The organism is Bacillus sp. C28GYM-DRY-1 (assembly GCF_030519405.1).
In the GTDB taxonomy this organism is placed as follows: domain Bacteria; phylum Bacillota; class Bacilli; order Bacillales; family Bacillaceae; genus Bacillus; species Bacillus spizizenii_A.
Genome location: NZ_JAUMKF010000020.1, coordinates 21,418 through 43,243, shown reverse-complemented (window position 1 = coordinate 43,243; position 21,826 = coordinate 21,418). Strand labels below are relative to the sequence as shown.

Below are 21,826 nucleotides of genomic sequence, written 5' to 3'. Positions count from 1 at the left end.
AGGAGGTGTGTCTCGTGGCTAAAAAAGTAGTAAAAGTTGTAAAATTGCAAATTCCTGCTGGAAAAGCTAACCCAGCACCACCAGTTGGACCTGCACTTGGTCAAGCCGGTGTTAACATCATGGGATTCTGTAAGGAGTTTAACGCTCGTACAGCTGACCAAGCTGGTTTAATCATTCCTGTTGAAATTTCGGTTTACGAAGACCGTTCATTTACATTTATTACAAAAACTCCACCTGCTGCAGTATTGCTTAAAAAAGCAGCTGGAATTGAGTCTGGTTCTGGTGAACCAAACCGTAATAAAGTGGCAACCGTTAAGCGCGATAAAGTACGCGAAATCGCTGAAACGAAAATGCCTGACTTAAACGCAGCAGACGTTGAAGCGGCAATGCGCATGGTTGAAGGTACTGCCCGCAGTATGGGTATTGTAATCGAGGATTAATTTGTTTCTTGTCGGGTTGCGAGTTTTAACAAGTTCGCAACCCTTATTCGTGGGAGGTTATTCCGCTATAACCACATAAGGAGGAAATTTTAAAATGGCTAAAAAAGGTAAAAAGTACGTTGAAGCTGCTAAGCTTGTAGATCGTGCGAAAGCTTACGATGTTTCTGAAGCAGTAGCTCTCGTTAAAAAAACAAACACAGCTAAATTCGACGCTACAGTTGAAGTTGCATTCCGTCTAGGGGTTGACCCTCGTAAAAACGACCAGCAAATCCGTGGAGCTGTTGTGCTTCCAAACGGAACTGGTAAAACTCAGCGCGTTCTCGTTTTCGCAAAGGGCGAAAAAGCGAAAGAAGCTGAAGCTGCTGGTGCAGATTACGTTGGAGATACTGACTACATTAACAAAATTCAACAAGGCTGGTTCGATTTCGATGTAATCGTAGCTACACCTGACATGATGGGTGAAGTTGGTAAAATCGGTCGTGTGCTTGGACCAAAAGGTTTAATGCCAAACCCTAAAACTGGTACAGTTACTTTCGAAGTTGAAAAAGCAATTGGCGAAATCAAAGCTGGTAAAGTTGAATACCGCGTTGATAAAGCTGGAAACATTCATGTTCCTATCGGTAAAGTTTCTTTCGAGGATGAAAAACTTGTTGAGAACTTCACAACAATGTACGATACAATCCTGAAAGCTAAACCTGCTGCAGCAAAAGGCGTTTACGTGAAAAACGTTGCTGTAACTTCTACTATGGGACCTGGTGTCAAAGTAGACGCTTCAACTTTCAACGTAAAATAATATTGACATGACATCAACATTCTGATATGATTCAAAATGTTGTAAAATATAATATATCATTTATACCGTAGACAGTAGGGGCCTAACCGCTTAATTATCCTACCGAGGTGTATATTATCACAGCTATTACGTTACGTATGCTTGTATATACAGCCTCCATGTCTCATGGAGGCTTTTTATATGGAATCCGTCGTCTCAGTCGTGATCACCTAACGGTATAAGTGTTACACAAGAATCTACAGGAGGTGTAACCATGAGCAGCGCAATTGAAACAAAAAAAGTTGTTGTTGAAGAAATTGCTTCTAAATTAAAAGAAAGCAAATCAACGATCATCGTTGATTACCGCGGACTTAACGTTTCTGAAGTAACAGAACTTCGTAAACAGCTTCGTGAAGCTAACGTTGAGTTTAAAGTTTACAAGAACACAATGACTCGCCGTGCGGTTGAACAAGCTGAACTTGATGGTTTGAATGATGTCTTAACTGGACCGAATGCAATTGCATTCAGTACTGAGGATGTTGTCGCTCCAGCTAAAGTTCTTAACGAGTTTGCTAAACAGCACGAAGCTCTTGAAATCAAAGCTGGCGTTATCGAAGGCAAAGTTTCTACTGTTGAAGAAGTGAAAGCTCTTGCTGAACTTCCATCACGCGAAGGCTTGCTTTCTATGTTGCTTAGCGTACTTCAAGCTCCAGTTCGCAACTTTGCTCTTGCTGCAAAAGCTGTGGCAGAACAAAAGGAAGAACAAGGCGCTTAATCTAATCGGTTTTTCATAAATTAAAACAAAATGGAGGAATTACAAATGGCTTTAAATATCGAAGAAATCATTGCTTCCGTTAAAGAAGCAACTGTACTTGAATTGAACGACCTAGTAAAAGCAATCGAAGAAGAATTTGGCGTAACTGCTGCTGCTCCTGTAGCTGTAGCTGGCGGAGCTGCTGCAGGCGGAGCTGCTGAAGAGCAAAGCGAATTCGACCTTATCCTTGCTGGTGCAGGTTCTCAAAAAATCAAAGTTATCAAAGTTGTACGTGAAATCACTGGTCTTGGCTTGAAAGAAGCTAAAGAACTTGTTGACAACACTCCAAAACCACTTAAAGAAGGTATTGCTAAAGAAGAAGCTGAAGAGCTTAAAGCTAAACTTGAAGAAGTTGGCGCTTCTGTAGAAGTTAAGTAATCTTCACTTACCTGTAGGGGAAGCTCGCTTTTATGAGGCGAGCTTTTTCTTTGCCATTCTTTAAGACATGACAAAAGGAGGTTCTAATAATGAGTGAGCACTATTATTCAGAAAAACCTTCAGTAAAAAGCAACAAGCAAACCTGGTCTTTTAGGCTTCGTAATAAAGATTTCACGTTTACAAGCGACAGCGGGGTTTTTTCTAAAAAGGAAGTTGATTTTGGATCCCGTCTGCTGATTGATTCTTTTGAAGAGCCTGAAGTTGAGGGCAGCATTCTGGATGTAGGCTGCGGGTATGGCCCGATTGGTCTATCGCTGGCCAGCGACTTTAAAGAGCGGACCATCCACATGATCGACGTTAATGAGAGAGCTGTAGAGCTATCAAATGAAAATGCGGAACAAAACGGAATAACAAACGTTAAGATTTATCAGAGTGATATGTTTTCAAACGTTGATTCTGCTCAAACATTTGCTTCTATTCTTACAAATCCCCCAATCCGAGCCGGAAAAAAAGTTGTCCATGCTATCTTTGAAAAAAGCGCTGAACACTTAAAAGCTTCAGGTGAGTTGTGGATCGTCATACAGAAAAAGCAAGGCGCGCCTTCTGCCATTGAAAAGCTCGAGGAACTGTTCGATGAAGTTTCTGTCGTTCAAAAAAAGAAAGGCTATTATATTATAAAAGCAAAAAAAGTTTGACTCGGTATTTTAGCTATGTTAATATTATAAAATGCCAATGTATATATTTTGCTTGATATGATGAAATGTCAATATCCATGTATAAATTATACAAGTATGGAAATACTAATAAAATCGGTATTTGTTTTTGGATGTGGTTTTCTTAATTAGAAACCCTTTTTTCTTTTGTCTTGTAAAAGTATTTTCTTTTCTTTGAAGAGAAATGCTTATTACACATATAATACGCATGATTTGAGGGGTGAATCAGTTGACAGGTCAACTAGTTCAGTATGGACGACACCGCCAGCGCAGAAGCTATGCTCGCATTAGCGAAGTGTTAGAATTACCAAATCTCATTGAAATTCAAACCTCTTCTTATCAGTGGTTTCTTGATGAGGGTCTTAGAGAGATGTTTCAAGACATATCGCCAATTGAGGATTTCACTGGTAACCTCTCTCTTGAGTTCATTGATTATAGTTTAGGTGAGCCTAAATATCCTGTAGAGGAATCAAAAGAACGTGATGTGACTTACTCAGCTCCGCTAAGAGTGAAGGTTCGTTTAATTAACAAAGAAACTGGAGAGGTAAAAGACCAAGATGTCTTCATGGGTGATTTCCCGATTATGACAGACACAGGTACTTTTATCATTAACGGTGCGGAACGCGTTATCGTTTCCCAGCTTGTTCGGTCTCCAAGTGTATATTTCAGTGGTAAAGTAGACAAGAACGGTAAAAAAGGTTTTACCGCAACTGTCATTCCAAACCGTGGCGCATGGTTAGAATACGAAACTGATGCGAAAGATGTTGTTTATGTCCGCATTGATCGCACACGTAAGTTGCCGGTTACGGTTCTTTTGCGTGCTCTCGGCTTCGGTTCCGATCAAGAGATTCTTGATCTCGTAGGAGAGAACGAGTACCTGCGAAATACGCTTGATAAAGATAACACAGAAAACAGCGACAAAGCGTTGCTCGAAATTTACGAGCGTCTCCGTCCTGGAGAGCCGCCTACAGTAGAAAATGCGAAAAGCTTGCTTGATTCTCGTTTCTTTGATCCGAAACGATACGATCTTGCCAATGTAGGACGCTATAAAATTAATAAAAAACTTCATATTAAGAATCGCCTCTTTAATCAGAGACTTGCTGAAACGCTTGTTGACCCAGAAACAGGAGAAATCCTGGCTGAAAAAGGTCAGATTCTTGATAGAAGAACACTAGATAAAGTACTGCCATACTTAGAAAACGGAATCGGTTTCAGAAAGCTGTATCCGAATGGCGGTGTTGTTGAAGATGAAGTGACTCTTCAATCGATTAAGATTTTTGCTCCGACTGATCAAGAAGGAGAACAGGTTATTAATGTAATCGGCAATGCTTACATTGAAGAAGAGATTAAAAACATTACACCTGCTGATATTATTTCTTCTATCAGCTACTTCTTCAACTTACTGCACGGAGTAGGCGACACAGATGATATCGATCATCTTGGAAACCGCCGTTTACGTTCTGTAGGTGAGCTTCTCCAAAACCAATTCCGTATCGGTTTAAGCCGTATGGAGCGTGTGGTTCGTGAGAGAATGTCAATTCAAGATACGAATACAATTACACCTCAACAGCTGATCAATATTCGTCCTGTTATTGCGTCCATTAAAGAGTTCTTTGGAAGCTCTCAGCTTTCTCAATTCATGGACCAGACGAACCCGCTTGCTGAATTAACGCATAAGCGCCGTCTGTCAGCATTAGGACCGGGCGGATTGACACGTGAGCGTGCCGGAATGGAAGTGCGTGACGTTCACTACTCCCACTATGGCCGTATGTGTCCGATTGAAACGCCTGAGGGACCGAATATCGGTTTGATTAACTCACTTTCATCATATGCAAAAGTAAACCGTTTTGGCTTTATCGAAACGCCATATCGCCGCGTTGACCCTGAAACAGGGAAGGTAACGGGCAGAATCGATTACTTAACTGCTGATGAAGAGGATAACTATGTTGTCGCTCAAGCGAACGCTCGTCTTGATGACGAAGGCGCATTTATTGATGACAGCATCGTAGCCCGTTTCCGCGGGGAGAACACCGTTGTTTCCAGAAACCGTGTCGACTACATGGATGTATCACCTAAGCAGGTTGTTTCTGCCGCGACAGCATGTATCCCGTTCCTAGAAAACGATGACTCCAACCGTGCCCTCATGGGAGCGAACATGCAGCGCCAGGCTGTGCCTTTGATGCAGCCGGAAGCGCCATTCGTAGGAACTGGTATGGAATACGTATCAGGTAAAGACTCTGGTGCCGCTGTTATTTGTAAACACCCTGGTATCGTTGAACGCGTAGAAGCGAAAAACGTTTGGGTTCGCCGTTATGAAGAAGTCGACGGTCAAAAAGTAAAAGGAAACCTGGATAAATACAGCCTGCTGAAATTTGTCCGCTCTAACCAAGGTACGTGCTACAACCAGCGTCCGATCGTAAGTGTCGGCGATGAAGTGGTAAAAGGAGAAATCCTTGCTGACGGTCCTTCTATGGAGCTTGGTGAACTTGCACTTGGCCGTAACGTAATGGTCGGCTTCATGACATGGGATGGCTACAACTATGAGGATGCCATCATCATGAGTGAACGCCTTGTGAAGGATGATGTTTATACATCTATCCACATCGAAGAATACGAATCAGAAGCACGTGATACGAAACTTGGACCTGAAGAAATCACTCGCGATATTCCAAACGTCGGTGAAGATGCGCTTCGCAATCTTGATGACCGCGGAATTATCCGTATTGGGGCTGAAGTGAAGGACGGAGATCTTCTTGTTGGTAAAGTAACGCCTAAAGGCGTAACTGAACTGACTGCAGAAGAACGCCTGCTTCACGCTATCTTTGGTGAAAAAGCCCGCGAGGTTCGTGATACTTCACTTCGTGTGCCTCACGGCGGCGGTGGAATTATCCACGACGTTAAAGTCTTCAACCGTGAAGATGGAGACGAACTTCCTCCAGGTGTTAACCAGTTAGTACGCGTATATATCGTTCAGAAACGTAAGATTTCTGAAGGGGATAAAATGGCCGGTCGTCACGGTAACAAAGGTGTTATCTCTAAGATTCTTCCTGAAGAGGATATGCCTTACCTTCCTGACGGCACACCAATTGATATCATGCTTAACCCGCTGGGCGTACCATCACGTATGAACATCGGGCAGGTATTGGAGCTTCATATGGGTATGGCCGCTCGTTACCTCGGCATTCACATTGCATCTCCTGTATTTGATGGAGCGCGAGAAGAGGATGTTTGGGAAACACTTGAAGAAGCTGGCATGTCCCGTGACGCCAAAACAGTGCTTTACGACGGACGTACTGGCGAGCCATTTGATAACCGCGTATCTGTCGGTATCATGTACATGATCAAACTGGCTCACATGGTTGACGATAAACTTCATGCACGCTCTACGGGTCCTTACTCACTTGTTACACAGCAGCCTCTTGGCGGTAAAGCGCAATTTGGCGGACAGCGTTTCGGTGAGATGGAGGTATGGGCACTTGAAGCTTACGGTGCGGCTTACACTCTTCAAGAGATTCTGACTGTGAAGTCTGATGACGTGGTTGGACGTGTGAAAACATACGAAGCCATCGTTAAAGGCGACAATGTTCCTGAACCAGGTGTTCCGGAATCATTCAAAGTATTAATCAAAGAGCTTCAAAGCTTAGGTATGGATGTCAAAATCCTTTCTGGTGATGAAGAAGAAATAGAAATGAGAGATTTAGAAGACGAAGAAGATGCGAAACAAGCTGATGGCCTGGCATTATCAGGTGATGAAGAGCCGGAAGAAACAGCATCTGCAGACGTTGAACGAGATGTAGTAACAAAAGAATAATCTCTAGTTATAAAGGCAAGTGACATCGGTTAATCCGAAGATAAAAAGGGAGGTAGGCCCCTTGCTAGATGTGAACAATTTTGAGTATATGAACATCGGTCTTGCTTCACCGGATAAAATCCGTTCATGGTCTTTTGGTGAAGTGAAAAAGCCTGAAACGATAAACTATCGTACGTTAAAACCTGAAAAGGACGGTCTATTCTGCGAACGCATTTTCGGACCGACTAAGGACTGGGAATGTCATTGCGGGAAGTACAAGCGAGTTCGTTATAAAGGCGTAGTTTGTGACCGCTGCGGAGTCGAAGTAACACGGGCTAAAGTCCGTCGTGAGAGAATGGGGCACATTGAACTGGCTGCCCCAGTTTCCCACATTTGGTATTTCAAAGGTATTCCAAGCCGTATGGGTCTTGTGCTGGATATGTCACCTCGTGCTTTAGAAGAAGTCATTTACTTTGCTTCTTACGTTGTAACTGATCCGGCAAACACACCGCTTGAAAAGAAACAGCTTCTGTCTGAAAAAGAATATCGTGCTTATCTTGATAAATACGGTAATAAGTTCCAAGCGTCTATGGGTGCAGAAGCGATTCATAAACTTCTTCAAGATATCGATCTTGTAAAAGAAGTTGATATGTTAAAAGAAGAGCTGAAAACTTCACAAGGACAGCGCCGTACTCGTGCGATCAAACGTCTTGAAGTGTTAGAAGCCTTCCGTAACTCAGGAAACAAGCCTTCTTGGATGATCCTTGATGTGCTTCCTGTTATTCCTCCAGAGCTTAGACCGATGGTTCAGCTAGATGGCGGACGTTTTGCGACTTCTGATTTGAATGACCTTTACCGTCGTGTCATCAACCGTAACAATCGTTTGAAACGCCTTTTGGACCTTGGTGCGCCTAGCATCATTGTTCAAAATGAAAAGCGTATGCTTCAAGAGGCTGTCGATGCTTTAATTGACAACGGCCGCCGCGGACGCCCTGTAACAGGTCCTGGTAACAGACCGTTAAAATCTCTTTCTCACATGTTGAAAGGGAAGCAAGGTCGTTTCCGTCAAAACCTTCTTGGTAAACGTGTCGATTACTCTGGACGTTCTGTAATCGTCGTTGGTCCTCATTTGAAAATGTATCAATGCGGATTACCAAAGGAAATGGCGCTTGAACTTTTCAAACCTTTCGTTATGAAAGAGCTTGTTGAAAAAGGTCTTGCTCACAACATTAAGAGTGCGAAACGTAAAATTGAGCGCGTACAGCCTGAAGTATGGGATGTATTGGAATCAGTTATTAAGGAGCATCCGGTACTTCTGAACCGTGCCCCTACACTTCACAGATTAGGTATCCAAGCGTTCGAACCAACGCTAGTTGAAGGACGTGCAATCCGTCTTCACCCGCTCGTATGTACAGCCTACAACGCTGACTTTGACGGTGACCAAATGGCGGTTCACGTACCACTATCTGCTGAAGCTCAAGCTGAAGCACGCATCTTGATGCTTGCTGCTCAAAACATCTTGAACCCTAAAGATGGTAAACCGGTTGTAACACCGTCTCAGGATATGGTACTGGGTAACTATTACCTGACACTTGAGCGTGCCGGTGCTGTCGGTGAAGGTATGGTCTTCAAGAATACAGACGAAGCGCTTCTTGCTTATCAAAACGGATATGTTCACCTTCATACGAGAGTAGCTGTTGCAGCTAACTCGCTTAAGAATGTGACATTTACGGAAGAACAGCGTTCAAAACTGTTAATTACAACTGTCGGTAAGCTTGTCTTCAATGAAATTCTGCCGGAATCATTCCCTTACATGAATGAACCAACGAAGAGCAACATTGAAGAGAAAACACCTGACCGTTTCTTCTTAGAAAAAGGTGCCGATGTAAAAGCTGTTATTGAACAACAGCCAATCAATGCACCGTTTAAAAAAGGTATTCTGGGTAAAATCATCGCGGAAATCTTTAAACGATTCCATATCACGGAGACGTCTAAAATGCTTGACCGCATGAAAAACCTAGGTTTCAAATATTCAACAAAAGCTGGTATTACAGTTGGGGTTTCTGACATCGTCGTACTCGATGATAAACAAGAAATTCTTGAGGAAGCGCAAGGCAAAGTTGATAACGTCATGAAGCAATTCCGACGTGGTCTAATCACTGAAGAAGAACGCTATGAGAGAGTTATCTCTATCTGGAGTGCTGCAAAAGACGTTATCCAAGGCAAACTGATGAAATCACTTGATGAGCTCAACCCGATTTACATGATGAGTGACTCTGGTGCCCGTGGTAACGCGTCTAACTTTACGCAGCTTGCCGGAATGCGCGGCCTGATGGCCAACCCGGCTGGACGTATCATTGAATTACCGATCAAATCAAGTTTCCGTGAAGGTCTGACAGTATTGGAGTACTTTATCTCCACTCACGGTGCGCGTAAAGGTCTTGCCGATACCGCCCTTAAAACTGCTGACTCAGGTTACCTTACACGCCGTCTCGTTGACGTTGCGCAGGATGTTATCATTCGTGAAACTGATTGCGGAACTGACCGAGGCATTCTTGCTAAGCCTCTTAAAGAAGGAACTGAAACAATTGAGCGCTTAGAAGAACGCTTAATTGGCCGTTTTGCAAGAAAACAAGTGAAACACCCTGAAACAGGTGAAGTGCTTGTAAATGAAAACGAACTAATCGATGAAGATAAAGCACTGGAGATTGTTGAAGCCGGCATTGAAGAAGTGTGGATCCGTTCTGCCTTCACATGTAATACGCCACATGGTGTATGTAAACGATGCTATGGCCGAAATCTTGCAACTGGCTCCGATGTCGAAGTCGGTGAAGCTGTCGGTATCATTGCTGCCCAATCAATCGGTGAGCCTGGTACACAGTTAACAATGCGTACATTCCATACAGGCGGGGTTGCCGGAGACGATATCACACAGGGTCTTCCGCGTATCCAAGAGCTTTTCGAAGCGCGTAATCCGAAAGGTCAGGCAACAATTACAGAAATCGACGGTACAGTCGTTGAGATCAATGAAGTTCGTGATAAGCAACAGGAAATTGTGGTTCAAGGCGCAGTGGAAACACGTTCTTATACGGCACCTTATAACTCCCGCCTGAAAGTAGCGGAAGGAGATAAAATTACTCGAGGCCAAGTACTGACAGAAGGTTCAATCGATCCGAAAGAGCTTCTTAAAGTGACTGACCTGACTACTGTTCAAGAGTATCTTCTCCATGAAGTTCAAAAGGTTTACCGTATGCAGGGTGTTGAAATCGGCGATAAACACGTAGAAGTAATGGTTCGCCAGATGCTTCGCAAAGTCCGCGTAATTGACGCCGGTGACACTGATGTACTTCCAGGTACATTGCTTGATATTCACCAATTTACTGAAGCAAACAAAAAGGTATTGCTTGAAGGCAATCGTCCTGCTACAGGGCGTCCTGTCTTGCTCGGTATTACAAAAGCATCTCTTGAAACTGATTCATTCTTATCTGCTGCTTCCTTCCAGGAAACAACACGTGTCCTTACAGACGCAGCGATCAAAGGTAAGCGTGATGAGCTTCTTGGCTTGAAAGAGAATGTTATCATCGGTAAGCTTGTTCCAGCTGGTACAGGTATGATGAAATACCGTAAAGTAAAACCAGTTTCAAATGTTCAGCCGACTGAAGATATGGTTCCGGTTGAGTAACTGATTTAATGTTGCTGAAAGACTGTAAAAGCAGTCTTTCAGCAATAATTAATAAAAAATCACTCTATGAGAAGTGCGAAACTAAAAATTGTCATACCTTGTTGACATTCGCCTCCTAGAATGATAATATAACCAAGGTGCTCGAAATAAACCTGTTACTTTGGAGGATATGTTTATGTCTTATGATAAAGTATCACAGGCCAAATCAATTATTATTGGTACGAAGCAAACAGTGAAAGCTCTAAAACGAGGTTCAGTAAAGGAAGTAGTCGTTGCAAAAGACGCAGATCCGCTACTCACGTCAAGTGTTGTTTCACTTGCGGAAGATCAAGGTATCTCTGTCTCAATGGTTGAATCCATGAAAAAGCTCGGCAAAGCCTGCGGAATTGAGGTAGGAGCAGCCGCTGTTGCCATTATTTTATAACGTACTTTTGTTTTTGCGTAAGAATTGTTCTTGTGTAAAGACATTGTTTTTTGCCTTTTGATGAACCACCTGGGTATGTGGGTTATAAAACGTAATGAAGGGAGGAAAAATACATGCCTACAATTAATCAGCTAATTCGCAAAGGACGCGTGAGTAAAGTAGAAAACTCAAAGTCTCCTGCACTTAACAAAGGATACAACAGCTTTAAAAAAGAGCACACTAACGTATCTTCTCCACAAAAACGCGGGGTATGTACTCGTGTTGGTACAATGACACCGAAAAAACCGAACTCAGCACTTCGTAAATATGCTCGTGTTCGTTTAACTAACGGAATCGAGGTTACTGCTTATATTCCTGGTATCGGTCACAACCTGCAAGAGCACAGTGTTGTACTTATCCGTGGCGGACGTGTAAAAGACTTACCAGGGGTACGCTACCACATCGTTCGTGGTGCGCTTGACACTGCTGGAGTTGAAAACCGTGCACAAGGCCGTTCTAAATACGGTACGAAAAAACCTAAAGCAAAATAATAAACGAAAATACGCATAATTGATGAAGGGAGGATATTCAGATGCCACGTAAAGGTCCTGTAGCAAAAAGAGACGTTTTACCTGATCCGATTTACAACTCTAAGCTTGTATCTCGTCTAATCAACAAAATGATGATCGATGGTAAAAAAGGTAAGTCTCAAACAATCCTATACAAGTCATTCGATATCATTAAAGAACGTACTGGCAATGATGCAATGGAGGTTTTCGAACAAGCATTGAAAAACATCATGCCTGTACTTGAAGTAAAAGCACGCCGTGTAGGTGGTGCGAACTACCAAGTTCCTGTAGAAGTTCGTCCTGAACGTCGTACGACTCTTGGACTTCGCTGGTTAGTAAACTACGCTCGTCTTCGCGGAGAAAAAACGATGGAAGAGCGTTTAGCTAACGAAATCCTTGACGCAGCTAACAATACTGGTGCTGCTGTTAAGAAACGTGAAGATACTCATAAGATGGCTGAAGCAAACAAAGCATTTGCTCACTATCGTTGGTAGGATTTATATACTAAAAAACACAATTTCCCAATAAGGAAGGAGAAATTACCCAATGGCAAGAGAGTTCTCCTTAGACAAAACTCGTAATATCGGGATCATGGCTCACATTGATGCCGGTAAAACGACTACTACAGAACGTATCTTGTTCTACACTGGTCGTATCCACAAAATTGGTGAAACTCATGAAGGAGCTTCACAAATGGACTGGATGGAGCAGGAACAAGAACGTGGTATCACAATCACTTCCGCTGCGACAACTGCACAGTGGAAAGGATACCGCGTAAACATCATCGATACTCCAGGACACGTAGACTTCACAGTTGAAGTTGAACGTTCTCTTCGTGTACTTGATGGTGCTGTTGCTGTACTTGACGCACAATCAGGCGTTGAGCCTCAAACAGAAACTGTTTGGCGTCAGGCAACAACTTACGGAGTACCGCGTATCGTTTTTGTTAACAAAATGGACAAAATCGGTGCAGACTTCCTTTACTCTGTAGGAACTTTAAGAGACCGTCTTCAAGCAAACGCTCATGCAATTCAGTTGCCGATCGGTGCTGAAGATAACTTCGAAGGTATCATCGACCTTGTAGAAAACGTTGCGTATTACTACGAAGATGACCTCGGAACACGTTCTGATGCGAAAGAAATCCCTGAAGAGTACAAAGAGCAAGCTGAAGAGCTTCGCAACAGCCTCATTGAAGCTGTTTGTGAGCTTGATGAAGAGCTTATGGATAAGTACCTTGAGGGCGAAGAAATTACGATTGACGAGTTAAAAGCAGGCATTCGTAAAGGTACATTGAATGTTGAATTCTACCCTGTTCTTGTTGGCTCTGCCTTCAAAAACAAAGGTGTTCAACTAGTACTTGATGCTGTTCTTGACTACCTTCCTGCACCAACTGACGTTGCTGCAATCAAAGGTACACGTCCTGACACAAATGAAGAGATTGAGCGTCATTCTTCTGATGAAGAGCCATTCTCTGCATTAGCATTTAAAGTTATGACTGACCCTTACGTTGGTAAGTTGACGTTCTTCCGTGTGTACTCTGGAACACTTGATTCCGGTTCATACGTGAAAAACTCTACTAAAGGCAAACGTGAGCGCGTTGGACGTATCCTTCAAATGCACGCTAACAGCCGTGAAGAAATTGCTACTGTTTACGCAGGAGATATCGCAGCTGCTGTAGGTCTAAAAGATACAACAACTGGAGATACTCTATGTGATGAGAAGGATCTTGTTATCCTTGAATCAATGGAATTCCCAGAACCAGTTATCGACGTTGCTATTGAGCCTAAATCAAAAGCTGACCAAGATAAAATGGGTATCGCTTTAGCAAAACTTGCTGAAGAAGATCCTACATTCCGTACTCAAACAAACCCAGAAACTGGCCAAACGATCATCTCTGGTATGGGTGAACTTCACCTCGATATCATTGTTGACCGTATGAAACGCGAATTTAAAGTAGAAGCCAATGTTGGTGCCCCTCAGGTTGCGTACCGTGAAACATTCCGTACCGGTGCAAAAGTTGAAGGTAAATTCGTACGTCAGTCTGGTGGACGCGGTCAGTTCGGACACGTTTGGATCGAATTTGAACCAAACGAAGAAGGCGCTGGCTTTGAATTTGAAAATGCGATTGTCGGTGGGGTAGTTCCACGTGAATACATCCCAGCTGTTCAAGCAGGTCTGGAAGATGCACTTGAAAATGGTGTACTAGCAGGCTTCCCGCTTATCGACATTAAAGCAAAACTTTTCGATGGTTCTTACCATGATGTTGACTCAAACGAAATGGCATTTAAAGTTGCTGCTTCTATGGCATTGAAAAATGCAGTCAGCAAATGTAACCCAGTTCTTCTTGAGCCAATCATGAAAGTAGAAGTGGTTATTCCGGAAGAATACATGGGTGATATTACTTCACGTCGCGGACGCGTAGAAGGTATGGAAGCACGCGGTAACGCTCAAGTTGTACGCGCTATGGTTCCTCTTGCTGAAATGTTCGGGTACGCTACTGCACTTCGTTCTAATACGCAAGGTCGCGGTACGTTTACTATGTTCATGGATCACTACGAAGAAGTGCCGAAGAGCGTTTCAGAAGAAATTATCAAAAAAAATAAAGGCGAATAATTGATTTTGCCTCTTAACTCAAGTATAACTACTATTGTAAGATGAGGAAGTGAAAGCTTTCTTTCACTTCCTATCACTCTATACATTACTAATTAAAAGCTCTTAAGGAGGATTTTAGAATGGCTAAAGAAAAATTCGACCGTTCCAAATCACATGCCAATATTGGTACAATTGGACACGTTGACCATGGTAAAACAACTTTAACTGCTGCTATCACAACAGTACTTCATAAGAAATCTGGTAAAGGTACAGCTATGGCGTACGATCAAATTGATGGTGCACCAGAAGAACGCGAGCGCGGTATCACAATCTCTACTGCACACGTTGAGTACGAAACTGAAACTCGTCACTATGCACACGTTGACTGCCCAGGACACGCTGACTATGTTAAAAACATGATCACTGGTGCTGCGCAAATGGACGGAGCTATCCTAGTAGTATCTGCTGCTGATGGCCCAATGCCACAAACTCGTGAGCACATCCTTCTTTCTAAAAACGTTGGTGTACCATACATCGTTGTATTCTTAAACAAATGCGACATGGTAGACGACGAAGAGCTTCTTGAACTAGTTGAAATGGAAGTTCGCGATCTTCTTAGCGAATACGACTTCCCTGGTGATGATGTACCAGTAATCAAAGGTTCTGCTCTTAAAGCTCTTGAAGGTGACGCTGATTACGAAGCAAAAATCTTCGAACTTATGGATGCAGTTGATGAGTACATCCCAACTCCAGAACGTGACACTGAAAAACCATTCATGATGCCAGTTGAGGACGTATTCTCAATCACTGGTCGTGGTACAGTTGCAACTGGACGTGTAGAACGCGGACAAGTTAAAGTCGGTGACGAAGTTGAAATCATCGGTCTTCAAGAAGAAAACAAGAAAACAACTGTTACAGGTGTTGAAATGTTCCGTAAGCTTCTTGATTACGCTGAAGCTGGTGACAACATTGGTGCCCTTCTTCGCGGTGTATCTCGTGAAGAAATCCAACGTGGTCAAGTACTTGCTAAACCAGGTACAATCACTCCACACAGCAAATTCAAAGCTGAAGTTTACGTTCTTTCTAAAGAAGAGGGTGGACGTCATACTCCATTCTTCTCTAACTACCGTCCTCAGTTCTACTTCCGTACAACTGACGTAACTGGTATCATCCATCTTCCAGAAGGCGTAGAAATGGTTATGCCTGGAGATAACACTGAAATGAACGTTGAACTTATCTCTACAATCGCTATCGAAGAAGGAACTCGTTTCTCTATTCGTGAAGGCGGACGTACTGTTGGTTCAGGCGTTGTTTCTACAATCACTGAGTAATAGTATGATTATAAAAGAGGCCCCTTGTGGGTCTCTTTTTTGTTTGCTTTTCTTTTTCTTGTATAATAGGATCTATCATATTTGAGAGGCTAATTTTTATGATTCCTGAAAAGAGTTCAATCGCTATTATGAAAGAACTGAGGATTGAAAATACAAAGCAAACGCTGATGATTAATGGGGCTGATGTAAAAAATCCAATATTGCTTTTTTTACACGGTGGTCCGGGGGCGCCGCAAATCGGATATGTTAGGCATTATCAAAAAGAGCTGGAACAGCATTTCACGATAGTACATTGGGATCAAAGAGGATCTGGGCTTTCATATTCAAAACGAATTCCTCATCACTCGATGACAATAAGTCATTTCATTAATGATACAATTCAAGTCACTCAATGGCTCTTAGATTATTTTTCAAAAACAAAAGTGTATCTTGCCGGTCATTCGTGGGGCACGCTGCTGGCACTTCTTGTACTGCAACAGCGCCCGGACTTGTTTTATGCTTATTACGGAATCAGTCAGGTTGTTAATCCTCACTATGAAGAATCAGCTGCTTATCAATATATACGTGAAATCTCTGTTGCAAAGAAAGCAGGTATCGTATTCTCTCTCATACGTTTCATTGGCGCTCCACCTTGGAAGAAGGATATCCAGCACTTTATCTATCGGTTGTGTGTCGAGATGAGCAGGGGAGGATTCACTCACCAGCGTCGTCAATCTCTTGCTATATTATTTCAAATGCTTTCTGGCAAAGAGTATGGGATAAGAAACATGCACAGTTTCCTCAATGGATTGCACTTCAGCAAAAAACATTTAACTGATGAGTTATACCGGTTTAATGCATTTAAATCAGTTCCTTCTATTAAAGTACCGTGCTTTTTCATTTCGGGGAGACATGATTTAATTGTTCCTGCTGAAATATCGAAACAGTATTATCGTGAGCTTATAGCACCTGAAAAGCATTGGTTTCAATTTGAGAAATCCGCTCACACCCCGCATATCGAGGAGCCGTCATTATTCGCAAATACACTGAGTCGCCACGGACTGTACCACTTATGATAGGTCCTTGATAAATAAGAAAAACACCTGTATAATAAAAAAAGTGTGCAAACCATGCATATTTTAAATAAGTCTTGCAACATACGTCTATATTCTGTATAATGGTGTATGTTGGTCTTTGACTGCGATGAAGTGAGAGGTTGCTGACACACCCGGCCGCTTTGCCATGGCAAAGGTGTTCAGGTTTTTCTCACGGAGAACTGTCTAACTTGATGTAGGCGAAAAGGAGGGAAAATAATGGCAAAACAAAAAATTCGTATTCGTTTGAAAGCATATGATCATAGAATCCTTGATCAATCTGCAGAGAAGATTGTTGAAACGGCAAAACGTTCTGGTGCTAGTGTATCTGGTCCGATCCCGTTGCCAACTGAAAAATCAGTTTACACAATCCTTCGTGCGGTGCACAAATACAAAGATTCTCGTGAGCAATTTGAAATGCGTACACATAAACGTTTAATCGATATTGTGAACCCAACACCACAAACTGTTGATGCTCTCATGCGATTAGACTTACCATCTGGTGTCGATATCGAAATCAAACTTTAATTCTAAAATATAGAATGATCTTAATAGGAGGTGTGACGAATGACCAAAGGAATCTTAGGAAGAAAAATTGGTATGACGCAAGTATTCGCTGAGAATGGTGATCTTATTCCGGTAACTGTTATCGAGGCTGCTCCAAACGTTGTTCTTCAAAAGAAATCAACTGAAAACGACGGTTACGAAGCAATCCAGCTTGGTTTTGACGACAAGCGTGAAAAGCTTTCTAACAAACCTGAAAAAGGGCACGTTGCAAAAGCGGAAACTGCTCCTAAGCGCTTCGTTAAAGAATTACGCGGAGTGGAAATGGATGCGTATGAAGTTGGTCAGGAAGTCAAGGTTGAAATTTTCTCTGCTGGAGAAATCGTAGATGTAACAGGAGTATCTAAAGGTAAAGGTTTCCAAGGTGCAATCAAGCGCCACGGACAATCTCGCGGACCTATGTCTCACGGTTCACGCTACCACCGTCGTCCTGGTTCAATGGGACCTGTAGATCCTAACCGTGTATTCAAAGGTAAACTATTGCCTGGACGTATGGGCGGAGAGCAAATCACTGTTCAAAACCTTGAAATCGTAAAAGTTGATGCAGAACGCAATCTTCTTTTGATCAAAGGTAACGTACCTGGTGCGAAGAAATCTTTAATCACTGTTAAAAGTGCTGTTAAATCTAAATAACTCTCTTAGGAAAGGAGGAAATTGATCATGCCAAAAGTAGCATTATACAACCAAAACGGTTCTACTGCTGGTGACATCGAATTAAACGCTTCTGTATTTGGTATCGAGCCAAATGAGAGTGTTGTATTCGACGCTATTCTTATGCAAAGAGCTTCCTTACGTCAAGGATCTCATAAAGTAAAAAATCGTTCTGAAGTACGCGGCGGAGGTCGTAAACCATGGCGTCAAAAAGGTACTGGACGTGCCCGTCAAGGTTCTATCCGTTCACCGCAATGGCGCGGAGGTGGTGTCGTATTCGGCCCAACACCACGCAGCTATTCTTATAAATTACCTAAAAAAGTTCGCCGCTTGGCAATCAAATCAGTATTGTCTTCTAAAGTAAACGACAACAACATCATCGTACTTGAAGATCTTACTCTTGATACGGCTAAAACAAAAGAAATGGCAGCTATCCTTAAAGGATTATCTGTTGAGAAAAAAGCTTTAATCGTAACTGCGGATGCTAACGAAGCAGTAGCTTTATCTGCTCGCAACATTCCTGGAGTTACTGTAGTTGAAGCTAACGGAATCAACGTTTTAGACGTTGTCAACCACGAGAAGCTTCTGATTACAAAAGCAGCGGTTGAAAAAGTAGAGGAGGTGCTTGCATAATGAAAGATCCTCGTGATGTTCTAAAGCGCCCCGTCATTACTGAACGTTCTGCTGATTTAATGGCTGAAAAGAAATATACTTTTGAAGTTGATGTAAGAGCTAACAAAACAGAAGTGAAAGACGCGGTTGAAAGCATCTTTGGAGTGAAAGTTGACAAAGTCAACATCATGAACTACAAAGGTAAATCAAAACGTGTTGGACGCTATACTGGTATGACTAGCCGTCGCAGAAAAGCGATCGTAAAACTTACTGCAGACAGCAAAGAAATCGAAATTTTTGAAGCTTAATTATCTGTAAAAAGAAGGAGGGAAATTCAAAATGGCGATTAAAAAGTATAAACCGACCTCTAATGGACGTCGTGGTATGACAACTTCAGATTTTGCTGAAATCACGACTGACAAGCCGGAAAAATCCTTGCTTGCTCCCCTTCACAAAAAAGGCGGACGTAACAACCAAGGTAAACTGACTGTACGTCACCAAGGTGGCGGACATAAACGCCAATACCGTGTTATCGACTTCAAACGCGATAAAGATGGTATACCTGGACGCGTTGCTACAGTTGAATACGATCCAAACCGTTCAGCTAACATCGCTCTAATCAACTATGCAGACGGAGAAAAACGTTACATTCTTGCTCCTAAAGGAATTCAAGTGGGTACTGAAATTATGTCAGGTCCTGAAGCTGACATTAAAGTAGGTAATGCACTTCCACTTATCAACATCCCTGTTGGTACAGTTGTGCATAACATTGAATTAAAACCTGGTAAAGGCGGACAGCTTGTACGTTCAGCTGGTACATCTGCACAGGTTCTTGGTAAAGAAGGTAAATACGTTCTTGTACGTCTTAACTCTGGAGAAGTTCGCATGATTCTTTCTGCTTGCCGTGCTTCTATCGGTCAAGTAGGTAACGAACAACACGAACTTATCAACATTGGTAAAGCTGGACGTTCTCGCTGGAAAGGCATCCGTCCTACAGTTCGTGGTTCTGTAATGAACCCTAACGATCACCCACACGGTGGTGGTGAAGGACGTGCGCCAATCGGACGTAAATCACCAATGTCTCCATGGGGCAAGCCGACTCTTGGATTCAAGACTCGTAAGAAAAAGAACAAATCCGATAAATTTATCGTACGTCGTCGTAAAAATAAATAACGGGGTTGTCTACGGTTCACTTCGGACCGTAGTGCAATCACGAAGGGAGGTTCCAAAATGGCTCGCAGCTTGAAAAAAGGACCATTTGTCGATGGACACTTGATGACAAAAATCGAGAAATTAAATGAAACAGACAAGAAACAAGTCGTAAAAACTTGGTCTCGTCGTTCTACTATTTTCCCACAGTTTATTGGTCACACAATCGCAGTCTATGACGGACGTAAACACGTGCCTGTATTCATCTCTGAAGATATGGTAGGGCACAAGTTGGGTGAATTCGCTCCAACTCGTACGTACAAAGGTCATGCTAGTGATGACAAAAAAACAAGACGCTAAGAGAGGAGGCTTTTAAATGCAAGCTAAAGCTGTTGCAAGAACAGTCCGTATTGCTCCTCGTAAAGCACGTCTAGTAATGGACCTGATTCGAGGCAAGCAAGTAGGTGAGGCAGTATCAATCTTGAACCTTACACCAAGAGCTGCTTCTCCGATTATCGAGAAAGTATTAAAATCCGCTATTGCAAATGCTGAGCATAACTATGAAATGGACGCTAACAACCTGGTTATTTCTCAAGCATTCGTTGACGAAGGCCCTACGTTAAAAAGATTCCGCCCACGTGCTATGGGACGTGCGAGCCAAATCAACAAACGTACGAGCCACATTACAATCGTTGTATCAGAAAAGAAGGAGGGATAAGTAGTGGGTCAAAAGGTAAATCCAGTCGGTCTTCGTATCGGGGTCATTCGTGATTGGGAATCTAAGTGGTACGCTGGTAAAGATTACGCTGACTTCCTGCACGAAGATTTAAAAATTCGTGAATACATTAGCAAACGCCTTTCTGACGCTTCTGTTTCTAAAGTGGAAATCGAGCGTGCAGCAAATCGCGTTAACATTACGATCCACACAGCTAAGCCTGGTATGGTTATCGGTAAAGGCGGTTCTGAAGTTGAATCACTTCGCAAAGCCCTTAACAGCCTTACTGGCAAGCGTGTACACATTAACATTCTTGAAATCAAAAGAGCAGATCTTGATGCACAGCTAGTTGCTGACAACATCGCTCGTCAATTAGAAAACCGTGTTTCTTTCCGCCGTGCACAGAAACAACAAATCCAACGTACTATGCGCGCTGGAGCACAAGGTGTGAAAACAATGGTTTCTGGTCGTCTTGGCGGTGCAGATATCGCTCGTTCTGAATACTACAGTGAAGGAACTGTTCCATTGCACACATTACGTGCGGATATTGACTATGCAACATCTGAAGCTGACACTACTTACGGTAAGCTTGGTGTGAAAGTCTGGATCTATCGTGGAGAGGTTCTTCCTACTAAGAAGAAAACTGAGGAAGGAGGAAAATAATATGTTATTACCAAAACGCGTTAAATATCGCAGAGAGCATCGCGGAAAAATGCGTGGTCGTGCGAAAGGCGGTACTGAAGTGCATTTCGGTGAATTCGGTATCCAAGCTCTTGAAGCTTCTTGGATCACTAACCGTCAAATCGAAGCTGCACGTATTGCGATGACTCGTTACATGAAACGTGGCGGTAAAGTTTGGATCAAAATTTTCCCTTCTAAACCTTACACTGCTAAACCACTTGAGGTACGTATGGGATCCGGTAAAGGGGCTCCAGAAGGTTGGGTAGCTGTTGTAAAACCGGGCAAAGTTTTATTTGAAATTTCTGGTGTATCTGAAGAGGTTGCTCGTGAAGCGCTTCGTCTTGCATCTCACAAATTGCCAATTAAAACGAAGTTCGTAAAACGTGAAGAAATTGGTGGTGAATCAAATGAAAGCTAATGAAATTCGTGACCTTACCACTGCTGAAATTGAACAAAAAGTAAAGTCTCTTAAAGAAGAACTTTTCAATCTTCGCTTTCAATTAGCGACAGGACAACTTGAAAATACTGCTCGCATTCGTGAAGTGCGCAAAGCTATCGCGCGCATGAAAACTGTGATTCGTGAAAGAGAAATTGCTGCTAATAAATAATCACTGAGGGGAGGTCGTGAGCATGAGCGAACGTAACCAGCGCAAAGTTTACCAAGGCCGTGTTGTTTCTGACAAAATGGATAAAACCATCACTGTTGTTGTTGAAACATACAAAAAACATACACTTTACGGTAAACGCGTAAAATACTCAAAAAAATTCAAAGCACATGATGAAAATAATCAAGCTAAAATTGGCGACATCGTAAAGATCATGGAAACTCGTCCATTGTCTGCAACTAAGCGTTTCCGTCTAGTTGAAGTTGTCGAAGAAGCTGTTATTATCTAATAA

The 21,826-nt window shown here is 42.6% G+C and carries 24 protein-coding genes and 1 other annotated feature; all 24 genes read left to right on the top strand.

Annotation, left to right across the window (positions count from 1 at the left end; translation table 11 throughout):
• The first annotated feature begins 14 nt into the window (after nucleotides 1-14).
• The 24 genes from rplK (at nucleotide 15) to rpsQ (ending at nucleotide 21,823) form a co-directional block, all read left to right on the top strand.
• The gene (gene rplK, locus Q3W56_RS16790; protein ID WP_003156430.1) at nucleotides 15-440 is read left to right on the top strand and encodes a 50S ribosomal protein L11; all 426 of its coding nucleotides are present in this window, start codon (nucleotides 15-17) and stop codon (nucleotides 438-440) included.
• Nucleotides 441-534: 94 nt separating this feature from the next.
• Nucleotides 535-1,233 (top strand): 50S ribosomal protein L1, encoded by a 699-nt coding sequence (gene rplA / locus Q3W56_RS16785; protein WP_019713049.1) that lies wholly within the window; start codon nucleotides 535-537, stop codon nucleotides 1,231-1,233.
• 47 nt (nucleotides 1,234-1,280) lie between these two features.
• Nucleotides 1,281-1,421, top strand: a sequence feature (ribosomal protein L10 leader region).
• Between the two features lie 65 nt (nucleotides 1,422-1,486).
• Nucleotides 1,487-1,987, top strand: coding sequence for a 50S ribosomal protein L10 (rplJ, locus tag Q3W56_RS16780; protein ID WP_019713050.1), 501 nt, complete (start codon nucleotides 1,487-1,489; stop codon nucleotides 1,985-1,987).
• Between the two features lie 45 nt (nucleotides 1,988-2,032).
• Nucleotides 2,033-2,404: a 50S ribosomal protein L7/L12 gene (rplL, locus tag Q3W56_RS16775; protein ID WP_003156436.1), complete on the top strand. Its 372-nt coding sequence runs from the start codon at nucleotides 2,033-2,035 to the stop codon at nucleotides 2,402-2,404.
• Nucleotides 2,405-2,493: 89 nt separating this feature from the next.
• Nucleotides 2,494-3,099: a class I SAM-dependent methyltransferase gene (locus Q3W56_RS16770; protein WP_019713051.1), complete on the top strand. Its 606-nt coding sequence runs from the start codon at nucleotides 2,494-2,496 to the stop codon at nucleotides 3,097-3,099.
• A 247-nt stretch (nucleotides 3,100-3,346) separates the two neighbouring features.
• The gene (gene rpoB / locus Q3W56_RS16765) at nucleotides 3,347-6,928 is read left to right on the top strand and encodes a DNA-directed RNA polymerase subunit beta (RefSeq protein WP_003225770.1); all 3,582 of its coding nucleotides are present in this window, start codon (nucleotides 3,347-3,349) and stop codon (nucleotides 6,926-6,928) included.
• Between the two features lie 61 nt (nucleotides 6,929-6,989).
• Complete coding sequence (rpoC, locus tag Q3W56_RS16760) at nucleotides 6,990-10,589, top strand: DNA-directed RNA polymerase subunit beta' (protein ID WP_019713052.1); 3,600 nt, start codon at nucleotides 6,990-6,992, stop codon at nucleotides 10,587-10,589.
• Between the two features lie 175 nt (nucleotides 10,590-10,764).
• Complete coding sequence (locus Q3W56_RS16755; RefSeq protein WP_019713053.1) at nucleotides 10,765-11,013, top strand: 50S ribosomal protein L7ae-like protein; 249 nt, start codon at nucleotides 10,765-10,767, stop codon at nucleotides 11,011-11,013.
• A gap of 113 nt (nucleotides 11,014-11,126) precedes the next feature.
• Nucleotides 11,127-11,543: a 30S ribosomal protein S12 gene (gene rpsL, locus Q3W56_RS16750; RefSeq protein ID WP_003225781.1), complete on the top strand. Its 417-nt coding sequence runs from the start codon at nucleotides 11,127-11,129 to the stop codon at nucleotides 11,541-11,543.
• Nucleotides 11,544-11,584: 41 nt separating this feature from the next.
• Nucleotides 11,585-12,055 carry a 30S ribosomal protein S7 gene (gene rpsG / locus Q3W56_RS16745; RefSeq protein WP_003225784.1) on the top strand — a complete coding sequence of 157 codons (471 nt, stop codon included), beginning with the start codon at nucleotides 11,585-11,587 and terminating at the stop codon, nucleotides 12,053-12,055.
• A 52-nt stretch (nucleotides 12,056-12,107) separates the two neighbouring features.
• Entirely contained in the window at nucleotides 12,108-14,174 is a 2,067-nt protein-coding gene (gene fusA, locus Q3W56_RS16740) for an elongation factor G (RefSeq protein WP_302896236.1), read from the top strand.
• Between the two features lie 119 nt (nucleotides 14,175-14,293).
• Nucleotides 14,294-15,484 (top strand): elongation factor Tu, encoded by a 1,191-nt coding sequence (tuf, locus tag Q3W56_RS16735; RefSeq protein ID WP_003225787.1) that lies wholly within the window; start codon nucleotides 14,294-14,296, stop codon nucleotides 15,482-15,484.
• Between the two features lie 98 nt (nucleotides 15,485-15,582).
• On the top strand, nucleotides 15,583-16,539 hold the full coding sequence (locus Q3W56_RS16730; RefSeq protein ID WP_302896235.1) for an alpha/beta fold hydrolase: 957 nt from the start codon (nucleotides 15,583-15,585) through the stop codon (nucleotides 16,537-16,539).
• Between the two features lie 237 nt (nucleotides 16,540-16,776).
• On the top strand, nucleotides 16,777-17,085 hold the full coding sequence (rpsJ, locus tag Q3W56_RS16725) for a 30S ribosomal protein S10 (RefSeq protein WP_003156464.1): 309 nt from the start codon (nucleotides 16,777-16,779) through the stop codon (nucleotides 17,083-17,085).
• A 39-nt stretch (nucleotides 17,086-17,124) separates the two neighbouring features.
• Complete coding sequence (rplC, locus tag Q3W56_RS16720; RefSeq protein ID WP_003225791.1) at nucleotides 17,125-17,754, top strand: 50S ribosomal protein L3; 630 nt, start codon at nucleotides 17,125-17,127, stop codon at nucleotides 17,752-17,754.
• Between the two features lie 27 nt (nucleotides 17,755-17,781).
• Entirely contained in the window at nucleotides 17,782-18,405 is a 624-nt protein-coding gene (gene rplD / locus Q3W56_RS16715; RefSeq protein ID WP_003242004.1) for a 50S ribosomal protein L4, read from the top strand.
• Nucleotides 18,405-18,692 (top strand): 50S ribosomal protein L23, encoded by a 288-nt coding sequence (rplW, locus tag Q3W56_RS16710; RefSeq protein WP_003225793.1) that lies wholly within the window; start codon nucleotides 18,405-18,407, stop codon nucleotides 18,690-18,692. Before rplD ends, rplW begins: the two co-directional genes overlap by 1 nt.
• Before the next feature lie 31 nt (nucleotides 18,693-18,723).
• The gene (rplB, locus tag Q3W56_RS16705) at nucleotides 18,724-19,557 is read left to right on the top strand and encodes a 50S ribosomal protein L2 (RefSeq protein ID WP_003225795.1); all 834 of its coding nucleotides are present in this window, start codon (nucleotides 18,724-18,726) and stop codon (nucleotides 19,555-19,557) included.
• A gap of 57 nt (nucleotides 19,558-19,614) precedes the next feature.
• Complete coding sequence (rpsS, locus tag Q3W56_RS16700; protein WP_003156472.1) at nucleotides 19,615-19,893, top strand: 30S ribosomal protein S19; 279 nt, start codon at nucleotides 19,615-19,617, stop codon at nucleotides 19,891-19,893.
• 16 nt (nucleotides 19,894-19,909) lie between these two features.
• Nucleotides 19,910-20,251: a 50S ribosomal protein L22 gene (rplV, locus tag Q3W56_RS16695; protein WP_003156475.1), complete on the top strand. Its 342-nt coding sequence runs from the start codon at nucleotides 19,910-19,912 to the stop codon at nucleotides 20,249-20,251.
• A gap of 3 nt (nucleotides 20,252-20,254) precedes the next feature.
• Complete coding sequence (gene rpsC / locus Q3W56_RS16690; RefSeq protein WP_003225799.1) at nucleotides 20,255-20,911, top strand: 30S ribosomal protein S3; 657 nt, start codon at nucleotides 20,255-20,257, stop codon at nucleotides 20,909-20,911.
• Between the two features lies 1 nt (nucleotide 20,912).
• Nucleotides 20,913-21,347, top strand: a complete 435-nt coding sequence (gene rplP / locus Q3W56_RS16685; protein ID WP_003225801.1) for a 50S ribosomal protein L16 — start codon at nucleotides 20,913-20,915, stop codon at nucleotides 21,345-21,347.
• On the top strand, nucleotides 21,337-21,537 hold the full coding sequence (gene rpmC, locus Q3W56_RS16680; protein ID WP_003156482.1) for a 50S ribosomal protein L29: 201 nt from the start codon (nucleotides 21,337-21,339) through the stop codon (nucleotides 21,535-21,537). Before rplP ends, rpmC begins: the two co-directional genes overlap by 11 nt.
• Before the next feature lie 22 nt (nucleotides 21,538-21,559).
• Nucleotides 21,560-21,823 carry a 30S ribosomal protein S17 gene (gene rpsQ / locus Q3W56_RS16675; RefSeq protein ID WP_003225804.1) on the top strand — a complete coding sequence of 88 codons (264 nt, stop codon included), beginning with the start codon at nucleotides 21,560-21,562 and terminating at the stop codon, nucleotides 21,821-21,823.
• The last annotated feature ends 3 nt before the right edge of the window (nucleotides 21,824-21,826 follow it).